The organism is Centipeda artemidis DSM 19719 (assembly GCF_000426665.1).
Classification (GTDB): domain Bacteria; phylum Bacillota; class Negativicutes; order Selenomonadales; family Selenomonadaceae; genus Centipeda; species Centipeda artemidis.
In genome coordinates this window covers 34,291-53,319 of the sequence record NZ_KE384552.1, presented here as the reverse complement: position 1 = coordinate 53,319, position 19,029 = coordinate 34,291, and the positions used below count along the sequence as shown (strand labels likewise).

General features: G+C 59.5%; 19 protein-coding genes. 15 read left to right on the top strand and 4 right to left on the bottom strand.

Annotated elements, in window-relative coordinates:
- The 12 genes from K341_RS12860 to mnmG all read left to right on the top strand — a co-directional run.
- Positions 1 to 181: hypothetical protein (locus K341_RS12860; RefSeq protein ID WP_211221222.1), on the top strand; the 181-nt coding region annotated here is incomplete at its 5' end.
- Between the two features lie 718 nt (positions 182 to 899).
- Positions 900 to 1,229 carry a hypothetical protein gene (locus tag K341_RS12050; protein ID WP_037349782.1) on the top strand — a complete coding sequence of 110 codons (330 nt, stop codon included), beginning with the start codon at positions 900 to 902 and terminating at the stop codon, positions 1,227 to 1,229.
- Positions 1,226 to 1,849, top strand: a complete 624-nt coding sequence (locus K341_RS0111000; protein WP_026762827.1) for an N-acetylmuramoyl-L-alanine amidase — start codon at positions 1,226 to 1,228, stop codon at positions 1,847 to 1,849. The genes K341_RS12050 and K341_RS0111000 overlap by 4 nt, the downstream gene beginning before the upstream one ends.
- Before the next feature lie 127 nt (positions 1,850 to 1,976).
- Positions 1,977 to 2,642, top strand: coding sequence for a hypothetical protein (locus K341_RS0110995; protein WP_071604427.1), 666 nt, complete (start codon positions 1,977 to 1,979; stop codon positions 2,640 to 2,642).
- A gap of 341 nt (positions 2,643 to 2,983) precedes the next feature.
- Positions 2,984 to 3,445: a pyridoxamine 5'-phosphate oxidase family protein gene (locus K341_RS0110990; protein WP_026762825.1), complete on the top strand. Its 462-nt coding sequence runs from the start codon at positions 2,984 to 2,986 to the stop codon at positions 3,443 to 3,445.
- 31 nt (positions 3,446 to 3,476) lie between these two features.
- The gene (locus tag K341_RS0110985) at positions 3,477 to 4,382 is read left to right on the top strand and encodes a substrate-binding domain-containing protein (RefSeq protein WP_009439504.1); all 906 of its coding nucleotides are present in this window, start codon (positions 3,477 to 3,479) and stop codon (positions 4,380 to 4,382) included.
- On the top strand, positions 4,382 to 5,761 hold the full coding sequence (locus tag K341_RS0110980) for a histidine kinase (protein ID WP_026762824.1): 1,380 nt from the start codon (positions 4,382 to 4,384) through the stop codon (positions 5,759 to 5,761). Before K341_RS0110985 ends, K341_RS0110980 begins: the two co-directional genes overlap by 1 nt.
- Positions 5,758 to 6,411 (top strand): response regulator, encoded by a 654-nt coding sequence (locus K341_RS0110975; protein ID WP_026762823.1) that lies wholly within the window; start codon positions 5,758 to 5,760, stop codon positions 6,409 to 6,411. Before K341_RS0110980 ends, K341_RS0110975 begins: the two co-directional genes overlap by 4 nt.
- A 141-nt stretch (positions 6,412 to 6,552) precedes the next feature.
- The gene (gene glpT / locus K341_RS0110970) at positions 6,553 to 7,881 is read left to right on the top strand and encodes a glycerol-3-phosphate transporter (protein WP_009350782.1); all 1,329 of its coding nucleotides are present in this window, start codon (positions 6,553 to 6,555) and stop codon (positions 7,879 to 7,881) included.
- A 165-nt stretch (positions 7,882 to 8,046) separates the two neighbouring features.
- Positions 8,047 to 8,361: a hypothetical protein gene (locus K341_RS0110965; protein ID WP_026762822.1), complete on the top strand. Its 315-nt coding sequence runs from the start codon at positions 8,047 to 8,049 to the stop codon at positions 8,359 to 8,361.
- Positions 8,362 to 8,468: 107 nt separating this feature from the next.
- Entirely contained in the window at positions 8,469 to 9,854 is a 1,386-nt protein-coding gene (mnmE, locus tag K341_RS0110960) for a tRNA uridine-5-carboxymethylaminomethyl(34) synthesis GTPase MnmE (protein ID WP_026762821.1), read from the top strand.
- A gap of 381 nt (positions 9,855 to 10,235) precedes the next feature.
- Entirely contained in the window at positions 10,236 to 12,116 is a 1,881-nt protein-coding gene (mnmG, locus tag K341_RS0110955; protein ID WP_026762820.1) for a tRNA uridine-5-carboxymethylaminomethyl(34) synthesis enzyme MnmG, read from the top strand.
- Between the two features lie 327 nt (positions 12,117 to 12,443).
- On the opposite strand, the gene K341_RS0110950 is transcribed toward mnmG, so the two are convergent.
- The 3 genes from K341_RS0110950 to K341_RS12780 are packed head-to-tail and all read right to left on the bottom strand — an operon-like array spanning position 12,444 to position 14,171.
- Positions 12,444 to 12,743 (bottom strand): DUF2442 domain-containing protein, encoded by a 300-nt coding sequence (locus K341_RS0110950; RefSeq protein ID WP_009350776.1) that lies wholly within the window; start codon positions 12,741 to 12,743, stop codon positions 12,444 to 12,446.
- A 14-nt stretch (positions 12,744 to 12,757) separates the two neighbouring features.
- Positions 12,758 to 13,024, bottom strand: coding sequence for a DUF4160 domain-containing protein (locus tag K341_RS0110945; RefSeq protein ID WP_009350775.1), 267 nt, complete (start codon positions 13,022 to 13,024; stop codon positions 12,758 to 12,760).
- Positions 13,025 to 13,076: 52 nt separating this feature from the next.
- A complete protein-coding gene (locus K341_RS12780) occupies positions 13,077 to 14,171 on the bottom strand; it encodes an alpha/beta hydrolase fold domain-containing protein (protein ID WP_248676920.1) in 1,095 nt (364 codons plus the stop codon).
- 244 nt (positions 14,172 to 14,415) lie between these two features.
- Between K341_RS12780 and K341_RS0110935 the strand changes: the two genes are divergently transcribed.
- The 3 genes from K341_RS0110935 to K341_RS0110925 are packed head-to-tail and all read left to right on the top strand — an operon-like array spanning position 14,416 to position 17,423.
- Entirely contained in the window at positions 14,416 to 15,408 is a 993-nt protein-coding gene (locus K341_RS0110935) for an HlyD family secretion protein (RefSeq protein ID WP_026762819.1), read from the top strand.
- Positions 15,398 to 16,312, top strand: coding sequence for an ABC transporter ATP-binding protein (locus K341_RS0110930; RefSeq protein WP_026762818.1), 915 nt, complete (start codon positions 15,398 to 15,400; stop codon positions 16,310 to 16,312). Before K341_RS0110935 ends, K341_RS0110930 begins: the two co-directional genes overlap by 11 nt.
- Before the next feature lie 4 nt (positions 16,313 to 16,316).
- Entirely contained in the window at positions 16,317 to 17,423 is a 1,107-nt protein-coding gene (locus tag K341_RS0110925) for an ABC transporter permease (RefSeq protein ID WP_009350770.1), read from the top strand.
- 446 nt (positions 17,424 to 17,869) lie between these two features.
- On the opposite strand, the gene K341_RS0110920 is transcribed toward K341_RS0110925, so the two are convergent.
- Entirely contained in the window at positions 17,870 to 18,910 is a 1,041-nt protein-coding gene (locus K341_RS0110920; RefSeq protein WP_026762817.1) for a threonine aldolase family protein, read from the bottom strand.
- Positions 18,911 to 19,029: the final 119 nt, after the last annotated feature.

The following is a 19,029-nucleotide window of genomic DNA, read 5'->3' as shown; positions in this document are numbered from 1 at the left end:
GTTACACAGGCGAATACCGCTTGCGGTATTGAAACAAAAGCGCCCCGCAGGACGCTCAAATCTCATGATGTTGCACAGGCGAATACCGCTTGCGGTATTGAAACTCTGTTTCGGCGAAGGACAAGGATCCAAAACCGCTGTTGCACAGGTGAATACCGCTTGCGGTATTGAAACCCCGTAATATTTGGCAGTCCCGCCTCTACGCTCCCGTTGCACAGGCGAATACCGCTTGCGGTTTTGCGCCCGGTGGAAACCATTGATTTACGCGCGCGCTGTAGGGGCACGGCGTGCCGTGCCCACGTGCGATCCATGCGCGCCTATCGTTTTGTGCGATGCATGGAGACGGCGGGCGTCGTGGAATCCTTGATAGCGGTTTCTGTCGTTCTATGTTGGTATGTATCGGCGTAGAGACGCTAGTTGTTAGGTGTTGTTCGCTTTGCTATGCCGCCGTATATCGATCAAGGGCACGGCACGCCGTGCCCCTACGAGGGCGGTATATTGCGTAGCATTTGCGAGGATATGTACCGCTTGCGGTATTGAAACTACGAGATGTTCGCCTCATCGAAATCAAAGAGTGGTTGCACGGGCGAATACCGCTTGCGGTATTGAAACATGTGAGGAATGCTCTGCCCTCCGTAGAAGTCATGTTGCACAGGCGAATACTGTTCACGGTTTTTATGCCTCGGAGCTGTTGTATCAACGCGCGTCTCTCGTTGCGGAGGGCGCGGTACATGTAATGTGTCCCTGCAACGACAAATTTTTATACGTTCAAAAAAGAGGTTCTGTACCTATTTCGTACAGAACCTCTTTTTATGCGCACCTCTTCTTTTCCGCGCTTCATGCAGGTACATAGGCAGTATATGTACCTGAGCCGGTAGGAAAAGAAAGGAGCAAATCATATGCATGAAAAATTGCCGCGTGTGGATTGGATGGTGGGGACGGGGCTGGTCGCGCTTGCGATTCTGTCAGTGTTCTACGGGAGCGCGGAGCTGACGAGCAATATCGCCGCGGGGCTGATCGGGTTTCTCGGGCGGACGGTTGCCGGGCGGGAGGAATGCGTGTCGCAGGAGATGCGGCACAAAAATACTGTGTTCTCAGATGATGCGGGGGCAGATGTGCGGCACACTGTGTGCGAGAAAGACGACCGGACGCGCGACGTATCTGCACCGCATTCAGGACGGATGATTCAAGTGCCGCAGGGCATTAACAAGCAGGAGATGCAACGATGAGCGGCGTACTCCCGCGTGCGGCGATGACGCGTGTGACGCTATATGATCTCGTGTCGCTCGGCGCGGCATACCGCGTCGCGCTTCGTGATGCGGCGGCACGATATAATCGCGAGACGAAGCTGTACCTGCACTGGACGGCGGGGCATTATGGGCAGTTCTTTGCGGACTATCATGTGCAGATTGATGTGGACGGCGGCGTCTATGTCGTGGGGGACGGTGCGCTCGATGCACTGCGCGCCGCGACCTACATGCGCAACAGCGGGAGCGTGAGCATCGCGCTCCTCTGCGCCTATGGGGCAACGACCTCGCGTCTCGGGGATGAGCCGCCGACGGGCGCGCAGATCGAGGCGGCGGCACAGACGGTTGCCGCGCTTGCGGGCGGGCTTTGGCTGACGATCGACAAGGAACGCATCATGACGCACGGGGAGGCGGCGGATAATGAGGACGGCGTGTACGCACACGCGCCCTATGGACCGCGCTCGACCTGCGAGCGTTGGGATCTCGAGTATCTCGGCACGCCCGAGAGCCCCGCGTTCGCGCCGTGGACGGCGGACGGCACGCGCGGTGGCGACGTCCTCCGGGGCAAGGCGGCATTTTATAGGGAGCTATGGAAGAGATAAGGAAGGGATAGAGCGTATCAAGTAGGCAGATGATTTTGTATATAGAACGTCTTGACCTAAAGTGAAAATAATATTATAATATATTTAGCTCAATATTTGGATATTTTGTTCAGGAAAGGATACCGTGATGAGAAAATTTAAGAAAACAATGGCACTTGGACTATGTGCCGCAACTCTGTCCACTGCTGTGCCTGCCTTTGCTGCTGAGCCTGTGCAGCGTACTCATGAGACAGGTACATGGGAGCCGTTTAAGCCGTCTTTGGATGGGGGCAAGCCTGTCATTTCTAAAATCCCTAAAGACCACGCATATATTCCAAAGGATACCGTTTTATCCGTTATTTTGACCAGTGAACTGACATCCAAAAGAGCTCGCAAAGGGGATATGGTTCCCTTGAAGTTAGCAGAGAATTTAATCGTCAATGGCGTGGTTGTTGTACCGGCCGGGGCGAAGGTGTTTGCGAAAGTCACGCGCGTCACGAGATCCGGTATGTTTGGCCGTGCGGGAAAACTAGAGTTCACTGTGGATAGTGTAAAGGCTGTCAATGGCGTGGAGATTCCGCTTGAATACACTGCTGAGCGGAAGAGACACAACGATGGCGGTGCTGTTGCTGTCGTCGCTGTGGTCAGTATTCTCGGAGGTGCACTCATGAGGGGGGCAAATGTATCGTTTCCTGAGGGATCGGTTTTTGAAGCAAAGGTTGCGGCTGATACGGATCTCAACGTTACGATTGATGAACTGCCGGAAGCGATGAATCCGGAGAAACCGCACGGCGTCGCGATTACAATCCAATAGTTCTGAAAGGGTTCCATTGGACGGTGTTCTAAATAATTGACCATGAAAAAACCTCTTGCTGTAAAATAGAAAGAGCTGCAGCGGGAGGTTTTATTGTGCTGATTCTTGCAAGAAGAGCAACAATCCAGTAAAATAAAATCGAGAGAGGGCATGCTGTGGAGTGGGATTTTGACACTATTTCGTTCCTGCGAAGGAAGGTGGGGGGCGTGATCCCTGGAGATGTCCGGCTTGCGGCTTACCGGCTCAAATATGCCGCATTTCTGCAACGTTGAATGGTGATTGGTTCGTATAGCCTGCCGTCGCGGCGGGCTGTTTTTCTGCACGATGAGAGGGAATCGAAAATGAGACGAAAAGACAGGGAGCTGACGGAGGCGGAGGCGCGCGAGGTGCTGCGGCGGGCAGAGTACGGTGTGCTCTCGCTCGTGACGGCGGACGGCGCGCCGTATGCCGTGCCGATGAGCTATGCGGCGGTCGGGGACACGATCTATTTCCATGGGACGACGGAGGGCGGCGCGAAGATGGACTGCATGGCGCATCATAGCCGCGCGGTCTTTACCGCTGTGACGGATACGCAGGTGCTGCCGGATCAGTTCGCGACGATTTATTGGTCGGTGATCGCGGCGGGGCGCATGGAGGAGATCACGGAGGAGGCGGCAAAGACAGCCGCGCTCGAACATCTCCTCGTGAAATACAGCGCGGACTATATGCGGGCGGGGCGTCGCTACATCGCCGCGAATCTGCACCGGACGGCGGCGCTCTGCCTGCACATCGAGACACTGACCGGGAAGGCGCGCAAGAAGTAAAGGCAAGGGAAAAGCCAAAGGAGGGGACGCGATGCGAGTACGGCAATATATCTTCGTCGGGGCAGTGCTGGCGGTACTCGCCGCCGTCCTCGTTCACACGCTCTCGGAGGAGCGGATACAGGTCTATTTTGACCGGGTGGAGGCGATCCCGGGGTATAAGATCGAGCTGCGCGAGCAGCCGCTGCGGATCGCGATGATCTCGGTGCTGAACCATCAAACGACGGACGAATATCAGCACGCGATGGTGCGCAGCATCGGGCGGCTCCTCGGGCGCCCGGTGCTCCTGCTGCACCGCCGCAGCTACGCGGAGATCAATCAACTCCTCGCGCGCGGCGACGCCGACGTTGCGTTCCTGTCGAGCGGGGCGTACATGGTCTACGGGAAAAAGGAGGATGTCCGCCTGCTCGCGATGCCGGAGCGGGACGGGGCGAACCGCTATTTTTCGTACATTATCGTTCCGCGCACCTCTCCCGCACAGGCGCTGAGCGATCTGCGCGGGCGGCGGTTCGTCTATGTCGATCCCCTCAGTTACTCCGGCTACATCGAGCTGCGGGCGCGCCTGCGCACAATGGGCGAAGATCCCGAGCATTTCTTCGGCTCGTACTACTTTACCTATAGTCACGACGATTCGCTGCGCGCCGTCGCGGACGGGCTCGTGGACGGCGGCGTCATCGCGAGTCTCACCTATGACTATTACCGCGTGAATGCGCCTGCGATCCTCGATAAGATCCGCCTGCTTGAGGCGCTGCCCGGCAGCGGGATGGGCCCCGTCGTCGCGCGACGCGATCTGAGGGATGCGGATGCGGTACAGGAGATTTTGCTCCATCTGAATGAGGATGCCGAGGCAAAAGAAGCGATGCAGCATCTGCTCATCGACCGGTTCGTTCCGCCGCAGCCCGAGCTTTACCCGCAGTTTTCACCGGAAGAGGGGATCTGATGCGCTGGTTTGCAAAACTCCGCATTGCGGGGAAACTGACCGCCGTCATGATGGCAATCGTGCTCCTCTTTGCCCTCCTGACGGGGCTGCTCTTTTGGTCGACGATCTCGGACGTCATGCGCGCATCGCTTGAGCGGCGCGGTACGAGCGTTGCCGTCGAGGTGGCGGAGCTGAGCAGCGAGGCGATCCAAACGGGCAATCTCTTTGCCCTCGAAGAACTCATCCACACGACGAAGCGCAACAATGATTTCGTCGCATATATCTTCCTCCTCGACGAGCAGGGGCGCGTCATGGCGCATACGTTCTCGAAGGGAATGCCGCTCCACCTGCGCGAACTGCACCCGGCGGCGGGCGAAGAACCCGACGTCATGGAGATTCGCACCGACCGCGGGCGCATCCGCGACGTCAGCACGCCCATCGAGGGCGGCGCGCTCGGCACGGTGCGTGTCGGCGTGAGTGAGGACGCACTCGCGGGGCTCTTGAAAACAAACCTATTTAAGCTCAGCGGCATCACGCTCGGCATCCTGCTGCTCGCGACGCTGCTCATTTTCCGCCTGTCCGAAATCCTCACGCGCCCGCTCTTTCACCTCATGGAGCGCGCCGAGCACATCTCAAAGGGGCATTTCTCCCCGCGCAGCATCGCGCTCTCCTCGTCGGACGAGATCGGACGTCTCGCGAACGCCATGAACCGCATGGAGGAGCACCTGAAAGAAGGCGCGCGCGAGCGCACCCGCCTGATCCGCCACATCATCACCGCGCAGGAGGAGGAGCGCAAGCGCATCGCGATGGAGCTGCACGACGAGACCGGGCAGACGCTGACCGCGCTCCTGTTCTCCCTGCGCGCGCTCGCCAACGAGACCGCGGATGAAAATATGCAAAAGGCGCTCCTCGCCATTCGCGACGAGACCGCCGATACCCTGACGAAACTCCGCCGTCTCGCCGTGGAGCTGCGCCCGCCCGCGCTCGACGAGCTCGGCATCGAGGCGGCGCTGGAAAAGCTCGTCCACGACTACCGCGGCGGCGATGCGCCCGAGATCACACTCTCCTGTCGCATCGAGGGCACGCTCAGCGACGTCGAGAGCCTTGCCGTCTACCGCATCGTGCAGGAATGTCTCACGAACATCATCCGCCACGCAGGCGCGACGCGCGCACTCGTCCGCCTGGACGTCGGGGAGCGCATCACCCTGTGGGTCAAGGACAACGGCGTCGGCATCACGGGCGAGCGGATGCGTGCCGCACGCCGCGAGAACCACATGGGTATCTACGGCATCGAGGAACGCGTCCGCCTGCTCGCGGGACGCATGGAGATCGGCAGCGAGCCGCCCGACTGGGCGACCGTCTACCGCATCGAATTTCGCACAAAGGGGGCGCGCACATGATGAACCTGATGATCATCGACGATCACCTCTTGATCCGCGCGGGGATCAAGCTCCTGCTGAAGAACGCGCGCGACTACCGCGTCACCGCCGAGGCGGGCAGCGCAGAGGAAGCGCTCGCGCTGCTGAGGGAGACGCCCGTCGACCTCGTGATCCTCGACATCTCCATGCCCGGCATGGGCGGGCTTGCCGCCATCCGCGCCATCGGCGCGCAGTATCCCGCCGTGAAGATCCTCGTCCTCAGTATGCACGAGGATGAGGAATACATCTACAAGGCGATGCAGTCGGGCGCGATGGGCTATCTCCCAAAGACCTCGGCGGACGACGAACTCTTCGACGCCCTGCACGCCCTCGCCGAGGGACGCCGCTACCTCAGCCCGAACGCACAGCAGTCGCTCCTCGCCGCCATGTTCAGCCGCCCCGGGGACGCCGAGGAAGACCCGCGCGCACGTCTCACCGAGCGCGAAAAAGAGGTGTTCGACCGCCTCATCCGCGGCTACACAGTCACCGAGACCGCAGAGCAGCTCCACCTGAGCGGCAAGACCGTCGACACGCACAAGACGCACATCTACGAAAAACTCGGATGCAGCCGCCGCAGCGACCTCGTCGCACTCGCCATCCGCCACGGATTGTTACAGACACCGGGCGTATAGTCCCATCAGAATTTTCCTGATGCAGGGGCGGAATTTTTCTCTGAAAATCTGATGAAAAAGAAGAACTTTGCCGATGGTCTCCCGATTTTTCATTCTGTATACTAATTACAGATGAAAAACACACAAAGGAGATGAAGCGGTATGTCCATCTTTTCCCCCGCACCGCATATCGAGCGGCTGCCCGCGCACCTCGTTGACGAGCGGTACAAATCGATCCGCCGGCAGGTGTTCCTCGGCACGTTCATCGGCTATGCGACATTTTACCTCATCCGCAAGAATTTCAGCCTTGCGATCCCGTACATGATACAGGATTACGGCTACTCGAAGGCGGATCTCGGCATCGTCCTTACCATGCTCTCCGTCGCGTACGGCGTCAGCAAATTCGTCATGGGGAACATCTCCGACCGGTCGAATCCGAAGTATTTTGCGACCGTCGGACTTCTCCTCAGCGCGCTCGTCACCCTCGCGTTCGGCGTCGTGCCGGGCGTCATGACCAGCATCCCCATCATGTGCGCGCTGAGCTTTATGAACGGATGGTTCCAAGGCATGGGCTATCCCCCGTATGCAAAGACCATGGTCACATGGTTCTCCCAGACAGAGCGCGGCGCGTGGTGGTCATGGTGGAACGTCTCGCACAACCTCGGCGGCGGGCTCATCGCGCCGCTCGCGACCATCGGCATCGCCATCTTTGGCACGTGGAACAGCATCTTTTTCTTCCCCGCGATGATCTCCATCGCGCTCGCGATCCTCACCTTTTTCCTCCTGCGCGACACGCCCCAGTCCTGCGGACTGCCGCCCATCGAGGAGTACAAGAACGACTACCCGAAAGAGCACGGCGCCGTCATGGAGAAGCAAATGACGGCAAAGGAAGTACTCATGAAGTACGTCCTCAAGAACAAACTCCTCTGGTATCTTGCCATCGCGAACATCTTCGTCTACTTCATCCGCTACGGCGTCGTCGACTGGGCGCCGACCTACCTCGCTGCCATCAAAGGATTCAGCAAGGAGAGCTCGCGCTGGGCGTACTTCCTCTATGAATGGGCGGGCATCCCCGGAATGCTCGTGAGCGGCTACCTCAGCGACCGCGTCTTCCGCGGACGGCGCGCGCCCGCGACCATGATCTTCATGGCGCTCGTCATCGTCGCCATCCTCGTCTACTGGTTCAACCCGCCCGGCAATATCCTCGTCGACAACCTCGCCCTCATCGCCATCGGCTTCCTCATCTACGGTCCCGTCATGATGATCGGCCTGCAGGCTGCCGACATGGTGCCGCGCGTTGCAACCGGCGGCGCCACAGGGCTCACCGGACTCATGGGCTACATCGTCGGCTCTGCGTTCGCCGGCGTCTACATGGGATTCGTCGTCGATCACTTCGGATGGACGGGCGGCTTCATCAGCCTCCTCACCTCCTGCGTCCTCGCCATTTTCTTCCTGTTCATGACCATGGGCGGGAAAAGGGCAAAGGCATAACCTCTCTCCTAATATAGAAAAGCCGCCGCATCTTAGTGGAAAAGCTAAGGTGCGGCGGTTTTGTGCTGTGAGGACGGCGGCATAAAGCATCGCTGAAATATTGCGAGGGAATGTGCTATAATCAGATATATAAGGCCGCTGGATCCATGAAAGGGGACGAAGCATATGGATCATCTTACGCCCTATGAATTGGGATTTATGGTAGGAACCATAATAGGGAACACTGTGATTGGCACGGGCGTTATGCTGCTGCTCAATGCAGCGCTGAAAAAATTAGGCAAATGCCAATCGCACCATACGATCCTCATCGTCATGGTTCTGTTCCCGATGAACTGTATGGGGCTGGTTCTCTTTGGCGTCACCCTATGGAACCGACTTCATACCGCGTTTGTGGTACTGATCCTGGTCGTTGCCGCATGCGCCTCTATCCTGTATATTGTGCGCCTCTTGTGGAGGAAAATAACTGCGGAGCGGGATTGAAGGACTGCGTGGCGATGCTTGCAGTTTGGGCGGGGCGGCAGTATAATGTGCACAGGAACAGCGCAGCCGCGGGCTGCTTTTTTTGACGATAGGATAAAGGAGCTATGATGCGAGGAGAGCGCGATACCATCAGTCAGATCGCAACGCCGCCGGGGGCGGGCGGCATTGGAATCGTCCGTGTGAGCGGGGCGGATGCGCTGCATGTGGCGCGCGCGGTGTTCCGTCCTGCACGCGGCGGGCGGCTTGAGGGCATCGAGCCCTATACGGCGCGCTACGGGGATATCGTGGCGGCGGACGGTACGGTGATCGACGAGTGCGTGCTGCTCTATATGCGCGCGCCGCATTCCTACACGGGCGAGGATACCGCAGAGCTCCAATGCCACGGCGGGACGCTCGTTCTGCGTGAGGTGCTGCTGCGTACATGGGAGGCGGGGGCAAGACCTGCCGAGGCGGGTGAGTTTACAAAGCGCGCCTTCCTGAATGGGCGGCTCGATCTCTCGCGCGCCGAGGGCGTGATGGAGCTGATCTCTGCAAAGAGCGCGCGTGCGGTGCGTGCGGCGCGGGAGCGTATGGCGGGGGCGCTCGCGGAGAAAATTGCGGGGATCCGTACGCGTCTCCTCGGGGCAATCGCACACATCGAGGCGGGGATTGATTTCCCTGAGGACGATATTCCGGAGGCACGAACAGGGGCGCTCGCGGCAGATATCGCAGCGGCATCCGCGGATGTCGCGCGGCTGCTCGAAGGGGCGGATGCAGGACGCATTCTGCGCGAGGGGATGAAGACCGTGATCGTCGGGCGACCGAACGTCGGGAAATCGAGTCTCCTCAACGCCCTGCTCGGCATGGAGCGTGCCATCGTGACGGATGTGCCGGGGACGACGCGCGACGTGATCGAGGAGCAGATCATGATCGAGGGCATCCCTCTGCGTCTGCTCGATACGGCGGGACTGCGCGCGGCGGAGGATGCCGTTGAGCAGATCGGCGTCGCGCGGACGGAGCGCCACCTCGCCGATGCCGAGCTCGTTCTCGCCGTCTTTGACGGGGCGGCTCCGCTTACGCCGGAGGACGAGGACTTGATCGTGCGTCTCCGGAACTGCGCGGCGGAGATGATTGTCCTCTGCAACAAGGAGGATCGCGATTCTGTCCTCACAGCGGCGGATTTCTCGATGCTCGATGCGCCCGTGCTCGTTATCTCGGCACAGGCTGGGACGGGGCTGGACGACCTGCGCCGCGCGATTGCGGAGATCGTCCGGCGTATGGAAGGAGACCTCAGCGACGGCGCGCTCCCGAACGTGGAGCGCGAGACGGAGGCACTGCGCCGTGCGGCAGAGCATCTGCGGACGGCGCAGGAGACGCTTGCAGCGGACATGGGCACGGACTTTGTATCCATCGACCTGCGCGCCGCGTACGAGATCCTCGGCGAAATATTGGGCGAAACGGCAGACACCGACCTCATCGACAAGATCTTCAGCGAGTTCTGCATCGGGAAGTAGGGACGCTTGACGAAATATATGTTGGATGGTAAAATAAGAGCATAAAAATAGGCGTTGCCGATAAACGGCAGCCCCTATTTACCGAAAGTCGAGTATCCCCGCCTGCAGTTTGGTAGCTTTAAGGCGGGGCTTTCTCATTTATTGTTTGACCGCAAGGATCAGTATAATGAGCAACACGATGAACGTGTAGAATTCATATATACTCATATATATACCCCCTTTCGGGGGCGAGAATTGACCGCCTACCTGTGATGGCAACGCTTGTTCGTAGTATACCAGAATGAAACATAGTGTGCAAGTTTATGTTTTATCATACTTATAGCCGTCCGCCGGGACGGATTTTTTCTTGTCTGAATCAACCGGAAAACTTTGGAAGGAATTATGAACAGCACGACAGATTACGACATCATCGTCGTCGGTGCGGGGCACGCGGGTGTCGAGGCGGCGCTCGCAGCGGCGCGGCTCGGGCGGCGTACGCTCTGCGTGACGCTTTCGCTCGACAACATCGCGATGATGCCCTGCAACCCGTCCGTCGGCGGACCCGGCAAGAGCCACCTCGTGCGCGAGATCGATGCGCTCGGCGGCGAGATGGGCATCGCGGCGGACAGGGCGTCCATCCAGCGGCGTCTGCTCAACACGGGTAAAGGGCCCGCCGTCCACGCGCTCCGGATGCAGGCGGATAAATTTCTCTATCAGCGCATCATGAAAGAAACGCTCGAAAATACGCCGAACCTCGATGTGCGTCAGCTTCTTGTAACGGAATTGCTGAGCGAGGAGACGGAGGACGGCAGACGCGTCACGGGCATCCGCTGTGAGACGGGGGAGCGGATCACCGCGCGCGCCGTCATCCTTGCGACGGGGACATATCTGCGCGGACGCATTATCCTCGGCGAAACCATCTACGACGGCGGTCCAAACGGACAGCGCCCCGCGATGCAGCTCTCGGATTCCCTGCGGGCGTTGGGGCTCAAAATCATGCGGTTCAAGACCGGTACGCCCGCACGTGTGGATGCACGTACGGTCGACTTTGCTCGGACGCAGGTGCAGGAGGGGGAGGAGAGCGCGCCGCCCTTTTCCTTTATGACCGAGGAGATGCCAAAAGAGCAGGTGCGCTGCTACCTCACCTATACCAATGCCGCGACGCACGAGGTCATCCGCGTGAATCTCCACCGCGCGCCGATGGCAAACGGCGTCATCGAGGGCATCGGGCCGCGCTACTGTCCCTCCGTTGAGACGAAGATCGCGCGCTTTCCCGACAAGGAGCGGCATCAGCTCTTCCTCGAACCCGAGGGGCTGCATACCAATGAGCTGTATGTGCAGGGGATGTCTACAAGTCTGCCGACCGACGTGCAGGAGGAATTTCTCAGGACGATTGCGGGGCTGGAGCGCGCACGCATCATGCGCCCCGGTTACGCCATCGAGTACGATTGTTTTGACCCTCTTGGACTCGAACCGTCACTTGCCGTCAAAGGCGTTGCGGGGCTCTATAGCTGCGGACAGGCGAACGGTACGAGCGGCTACGAGGAGGCGGCGGCGCAGGGGCTGATCGCGGGCATCAACGCCGCGAGGGAGATTGCAGGCGAGGAACCTCTCATCCTCGGGCGCAGCGACGGCTACATCGGGGTTCTCATCGACGATCTCGTGACGAAGGGAACGGAGGAGCCCTACCGCATGATGACGAGCCGCGCCGAGTATCGGCTGATCCTGCGGCAGGACAATGCCGATCTGCGTCTGACGCCCGTCGGGCACGAGATCGGGCTCGTGAGCGATGCGCGCTGGGCGAAGTTTACCGCGAAACGCGACGCCATCGAGGCGGCACTGCATCTCCTTGAGACGACGAAACTCACGCCTGACGCGGCGACGGAAGGGCGGCTTGCGGATGCGGGACTTCTCCCTCTGCGCACGCCGATGAATCTCGCCGCGCTCCTGCGCCGCGAGGGCAGCTACGATGTGCTCGCACGCATCTTTGACCTCCCAATACTCGCGGACGATGTAAAGGAAGAAGTCGAGATCACCGTGCGCTACGACGGCTATATCCGCAAACAGCGGGAGCAGATCGCGCGCATGGAGCGGCTCGAACGGCGCCGTATCCCGGAAGAGATCGACTACGCCGCTATTACGAGCCTGCGTCTTGAGGCGCAGGAAAAACTCGCCGCCGTTCGTCCGCACTCCATCGGGCAGGCGTCCCGCATCAGCGGTGTGTCGCCGGCGGATGTTTCGGTGCTGCTGGTTTATCTCGAGAAAGCTCGAAGGGAGGCGTGACAGCTGATCTTGGTGCACGGCGGTGTCATATCGTCGAATGCTTCGCTAGGAGTAGCTTTTGACTACGCCGTCGCTCGCATTCTCCTCATTCCTAGCCGTGCATCCAAACTTGACTGTCACTTAGGTTGCGGTGGGAGGGGAAGACGCGGGATTTTGGCGCATAGCGACATTCGGTTCATGAGTGGGGGCGGACGTGACTTTCGTCTCGGAAATGCTATACTATGCGTAGGGCAAGGGCGACTGACATCCTGTCACGAAACGACGAATCCCCTAGCGAGCGTGGGCGCCGCTCCTAGGGGATTTTCTTATGCAATTCGCGTGCGGAGATTATGCAGGATTCGCTTCCTGCACCGGGGCGCCCTCGTCATACAGCGTCTCGGGCGAGAGGTCGATTGTGCCGTCGTTCCATGTCGGGACGCCATAGTCAATATAGACAGCGCGAAATGTCTCCGGTGTGCGCAGCGGGGCGAAGATCGGCAGATCAAACAGCGGCTTGCAGTCGAAAATCTTCGCCTCGCCAGTACTGAACCGCACCCACAGGCGGAAATCATCCAGCGGACGCACGCCGCTGACGCGCAGCACAGGCTTCTGTTCTCCCGCATAGGCAATACCGTTGACGATATACATATCTCTTGTCTCCCTTATCTGAGCGGATCGATTTTGTCGAATGCCAGACCACGTACCGCATTGTTCCATGCGGCATATAATTCATCCTCATGAATGGCGAGCCACGCCTCAATGAGCCGCAACTGTTTGACAGGGATGCTGCCGGCAAGGAGTTCGCCATCAATTCCGATGGATGCCTCATATTCATTAAAGTAAACGTGCACATGCGGTTTATGGTGCTGATTGTTATCTTTGAAAATCATCTTTACAACGATGCCAAAAAATCGGCTTAATTCGGGCATATACTCATCTCCTTTATAATGAGTATAGCATGTTTATGATTACCTGCGCAATTCACCTTTTCAGCTGCGCATCGACAAACTGCCGGATTTCCGCGTCCATCGCGGCGGATTCGGGCAGCTCCGGCAGGAGGAGCGTCCAGTCGTGCGACATGCGCGGGTAGATGGTAAACTGCACGGGGACGCCCGCAGCCGTCGCGTGTGCCGCGAGGAGCGCTGCGTCGTCGAGGAAGAGTTCGTCGCCGCCTGCAGTGATCAGCATGGGCGGCAGCCCCGTGAGGTCGGCGTAGACGGGGGAGATGTACGGATCGGTGACGGGCGCATCCTTACGATAGGACGGATGGGCGACCTCGCCGCCGAGGCGGACGTTCTTTGCGCCGAGCACCTGATCCTTCGGGATGTTGTTCACATGCGACGGCAGGTCACTGCCGAGATAGCCCCATGGCGATATGAGGATGGCCGCCTTTGGCAGCGGCATCTTGTTGTCGCGCAGAGAGAGGAGCAGCGCTGCGGCGAGGTTCCCGCCGGCGGAGTCGCCGACGAGTACGATCTGCCGGGGATCGGTTCCCTCTTTTAGAATCGCGCGATAGGCGGTCACGGCGTCCTCAAGCGCCGCAGGATAGGTGTGCTCGGGTGCGAGACGATAATCCACGGCAAAGAGCGTGCCGGCGTCCGCGAGGTCGCCTTGATGCAGCCCCCAGTCGAGATACCGACCGTGCAGCCCCCCAATATAGCCGCCGCCATGAAGGAAGAGGACGGTGCGGTCGATGAAGGTCTTGAGCGCGCCGCTCATCGTGTGCCAGTAGACGGGCGTGCCGATGACGATGGTATCCGCCTGCTCTGTCGCCGCAAGAACGTCGGTGAGCCGGTCGTCGTCATAGTGCTGGCCGAGCTGGTAGATTTTGTAGTCGTTCAGAAAGAGCGTGTCGTGCGGAACGCCGGCGAGGAACGCTTCTCCCATCTTGTACGTATTGCCGTTTGGGTCACGGCTTGTGTTGATGAAGAGTACTTTCGTTTTTAGCGCAGGGGGAGCCGACTGGGCATTTGCCGTCGCATGTTGTGCCGGCACATCGGCTTCCTGTGCAGAGCCGCAGCCCGCAGCGCTGAGCAGGAAAACCGCCAACACGAGCAGAGTGAGCATCTTCTTCATGGTGCACGCTCCTTTCGGGAGTGTTGTGAAAGCTTCTGTATCCATTATATGACGCGCACCTCGTGCTGTCAATCGTGAAGCGTGGTTTAGCGTGCATAGGCGTATATGTAATATGTTGATCCGCATATCTAATCGAAAATTAGTGATTGCCCCTTAAAATCGTATGCTATAATATTTTCTATTAATTCAGTAATTATTATACCAACAAGAGAGTATATTTATCGCCCTAGAAAGGATGAACCGGATGAAACTAAAACACATACGTATTGCGCTCATTCTTATCGCGGTCATCATACTGTCTGTGATCGCCTACCGCTCTTACAGTGCGCAGACAGCACGGACGAATCTCCTCACGGGCACAGTTGAAGCAACGCGCATCGACATCAGTGCGAAGGAGAGCGGAACCATTGAGGAGCTGCTGCTCACGGAGGGGATGGAGGTACATCAAGGGGATATTGCTGCACGCATCCGGCGCAATGATCTTATGGCAGCACGGCTGCGGGATGAGGCGGCACTGGCATACGCACAGGCACATCTCGACCGTGCGGTGCACGGCAGCCGGGCGGAGGATATCTCTGCGGCGGCGGCACGCACGCGGGCGGCACGCGCGGCAGCGGATAAGGCGGCGGCAGACTATGAACGTGGGGCACAGCTCCTCGCGGAGGGAGCGATCGCACCGCAGGCATTCGATGCCCTGCGTGAGGAACGGGAGGCATCCGAGGCAAATCTGCGCGCTGCCGAGCAGCAGGAAGCGCTTCTCAAAAATGGCAGCCGCCCCGAGGATATCCGCATGGCCGCCGAGGATGTGAAGCGACAGCAGGCGATCCTCGCGATCGACGACGCTGCGGTCGGCGACCTCACGGTCAGCGTACCCGCGGACGGTGTCGTCCTTACGAAGAACTATGAGCCGGGTGAGTACGTCCGTGCGGGCGCGGCGCTCGCGACCATCATCGACCCGCAGGACGTTTGGGTGAAGGTTTATGTGACGACCGACGTCCTCGGCGATCTGCGCATCGGGGATGCGGCGCTTGTCTACATCGATGGCCGTGCGGAACCGCTCAACGGGACGATCAAGGAGATCAGCGATGCGGCCGAGTACACACTGCGTCAGAGCATCACGAAGGACGAGCGTGCCAATCTTGTCTTTGCGGTTAAGGTCGCGGTGCACAACGAGGACGGCGCGCTGAAGCCGGGCATGCCGGCTGATGTAGATTTGGACTGGCATCATGCAAGATAAAATATCCGAAGGCGCCGTCATCGAGACGCACGACCTCACTCGCGTATTCGGCAGCTATACGGCCGTCGATCGGCTGAACCTTACCGTGCGGCGCGCCTCGATCTTTGGTTTCATTGGGTCGAACGGCTCGGGAAAATCCACCGCGATCCGCATGATCTGCGGGCTGCTCTCCCCGACGCACGGCACAGCGCTCGTCCTCGGCTGCGATACAGCCGTACACCCTGAACGGGTGAAACAGTCGATCGGCTATATGTCGCAGCGCTTCAGTCTCTATGAGAACCTTACGGTGTGGGAGAATATGATGTTCTACGGCGGGCTCTACGGCCTTGCGAAAGAGGAGCGCCGATGCCGCTGCGCGGACGTGCTCGCGCAGATGCAGCTGGTTGAAAAGCGGGACATCCTCGCAGGCGGGCTCTCGGGCGGGCAGAAGCAGCGTCTCGCACTCGGCTGTGCGATCCTGCACCGTCCGGCACTGCTCGTCCTTGACGAACCGACGTCTGCCGTCGATCCTACGTCGCGGCGGCTCTTTTGGAACCTGCTCTCGGAGATGGCGGGCGGCGAGGGCACGACTGTCTTTGTCACGACACATTTCATGGACGAGGCGGAACACTGCGATGAGATCGCCTTTTTACAGGCGGGGCGCAAGATTGCCGCGGGTTCGCCCGCCGAGCTCAAGGATGAATTGCCGGCGCGCCTGTTCGTTTTGCCCTATGAGAGCACGGGAGAGGCGGAGGCCGCGCTGCGTGCGGCACATGCGCAGTATGACGAGGTTTATGTGTTCGGACGCCAGGTGCGTGCGCTCATCCCAAGGGGCGCGGAAGTGCCGTCGGAGGTGCAGGCACAGCCCGCAGCACTCTCGATGGAGGATGTCTTCATCTATTACGACCGACAGCAAAGGGGGTGAGGAGATGATGCGCATTGTTGCGCTCCTGCGCAAGGAGCTGATACAGATGCGGCGCGACCCCATGACGATCGGTGTGACCTTCCTCCTGCCGCTCGTCTATCTCATCGTGTTCGGGATGGCAATCAGTACGGATGTGAAGCATCAGTCGACCGTCGTGTTCGACCAGTCGCGGAGTGAGGAGAGCCGCAGTTTCCTTGCGGCCATGACGGCGAGCGGGTATTTTGACCTGCGCTATATCGCCTACAGCTATGAGGAGCTTGATGAGCGGATTCAAAACGGGGATGCACGCATCGGCATCGTTTTCCCGCCTGATCTCACGGCGGAGGCAAACCGGGGGCGGACGGTGCCGATTCAGGCGATCGTGGACGCTTCCGACTCTATCGGGTCGACCTCTGCGATCGCTGCGCTTACAGGGCTCGGCATACACGTCCGACCCGTTGCCGCGCGCGGCACACCGGCGATCACGCCCGCGTACGATGTGCGCATCCGTGCGTGGTACAACCCGGATGCCGTCACCGCCTACTACATGCTGCCCGCGCTTATGGGCATCATCCTCAGTCTCACGATGGTGCTCATGACCTCAATGGCGATCGTGCGCGAGCGCGAGACAGGCACGCTGGAGCAGCTTCTTGTCACACCGCTGCATGTGTGGGAGCTGCTCGTTGGAAAGATACTGCCGTACATCGCCCTCGGCTATATCCAGGCAACCGTCTCGATCATCGTTGCGCTTGCTGTGTTCGGCGTACCGCTGCGCGGGAGCATTCCGCTCCTCTATGCGCTCACGACCCTGTTCCTGCTCGCCTCCCTCACGATGGGACTCATGATCTCCTCACTCGCGCGCAGCCAGTTACAGGCGGGGCTTCTCAGCCTCGCGACCCTCCTGCCCGCCGTTCTCCTCTCGGGATTCATGTTTCCGCGCGATGCCATGCCGGCGATTTTTCAATACATCAGCCTCGCCATCCCCATGACCCACTACATCGAGATCCAGCGCATGATCTTTCTCAAGGGCGGCGGCATCGCCGCGCTCTGGCATCAGACCCTCTTCCTCGCGGGCTTTACACTCCTCTTTTTCGGCGTCGCCGTCCGCAAGTTCAAGCGCTCCGTCGGGTGAGGGCTTGACGAAGCTCCGGGGAAAAGCTATAATGAGCATAGAAAAAGGCGCTGCCGGCAGACGGTCAGCCCCAAACACTTAATCGGGAAGAACCCCGCCTAGAGCTGGAGACTAGAGGCGGGGATTCTTATGCTCGTAACGCTACAATGCAAATTATAACGAGGAAAACCAACGATAAAAAATCGTAGAGCTCCATAAGCATCGCCCCTCTCTAGGGGCAAGATTCGACCGCCTACCGCTGTGGCAGCGCCTGTACACATTATATCAGTGGAAAGACACGCATGCAGCGTGTCTTTTTGTTGTGTGGGAAAACCGCAAAGCGGCGTTCTATAAACGTGCAATAAAATTATCGCAGGGGACTTCCTCTCCGGGGAACGGTACAGGATAGCGTGCTGCTGCCGCACGGTAGTTCCGGTGGTGTGCCTCCCATTCAGAAAGCCCAGTGTTTACAGTACTGCGATCAGCCGGTCGACATCCTCGGCGCGCGTCGCCCAGCTCGTGGCGATGCGCATGACGGTCGTCTCGTCCGAGACCTTCTCCCAGAAATCGATCTGCACATCGCGTTCGAGGGGCTCCCGCTCCGCGGAACTCAGCACGAGGAAAATCTGATTCGTCGGCGTTTCCCATGCGAACCGATAGCCGCGTTCCCGGAGCGCTGTACGGATGCGGTCGGCGCCAGCGATCGCGTGCGCTCCGCAGCGCCGATAGAGATCGTCCGTGAAGAGCGTGTCGAACTGGATGCCGAGCAGGCGTCCCTTCGCGAGAAGCGCGCCGCATTGTTTCACGATGGAGAAGAAATGCGGCACCGTTCCCGGCTGAGGGAAGACGACCGCCTCGCCGATGAGCGCGCCGCACTTCGTCCCGCCGATGTAGAACACATCCGTCAGCCGCGCGATGTCCGGGAGCGTCACATCGTTCGCGCCGCAGCCGAGCGCGTACGCCAGGCGCGCGCCGTCAAGGAAGAGCGGCACGCCGTGTGCGCGGCAGATTTCGCTGATGGCGGTCAGCTCCGCGCGCGTGTAGAGCGTGCCGTACTCCGTCGGGTGCGTGACATAGACCATGCCGGGCATCACCATGTGGTCGCGGTTCTCATCGTCCGCATAGGCCGAAAGACACGCAGCGACAGCCTCCGCCGTGAGTTTCCCGTCCACGGCAGGCAGCGCGAGTACCTTGTGCCCGCCGCGCTCGATCGCGCCAGCCTCGTGCAGCGCGATGTGTCCCGTCTCCGCCGCAACGACGCCCTGATAGGGGCGCAGCATCGCCGAAATCACCGTCATGTTCGTCTGCGTCCCGCCTGCGAGGAAGTGGATTTCCGCATCGGGCGCGCCGCACGCTGCGCGGATTTTTTCACGCGCCGCCTCGGAAAATTCATCGCAGCCGTAGCCCGCCGCCTGCACCATATTCGTCTCGACGAGACGCTGCAGAATCGTCGGGTGCGCCCCCTCCATATAGTCCGACGTAAAGCCGGGACGATTCGTTTTACTCATTGGTATTCCTCCATTCCATGCGTTCATTATATGGTGCTGCGAAGCAAAACACAATGCTGCTCGCTCAGCAAATTCTTACTTAAACTCTATGTGAAAAATTCCGATGATATGATCAAAGG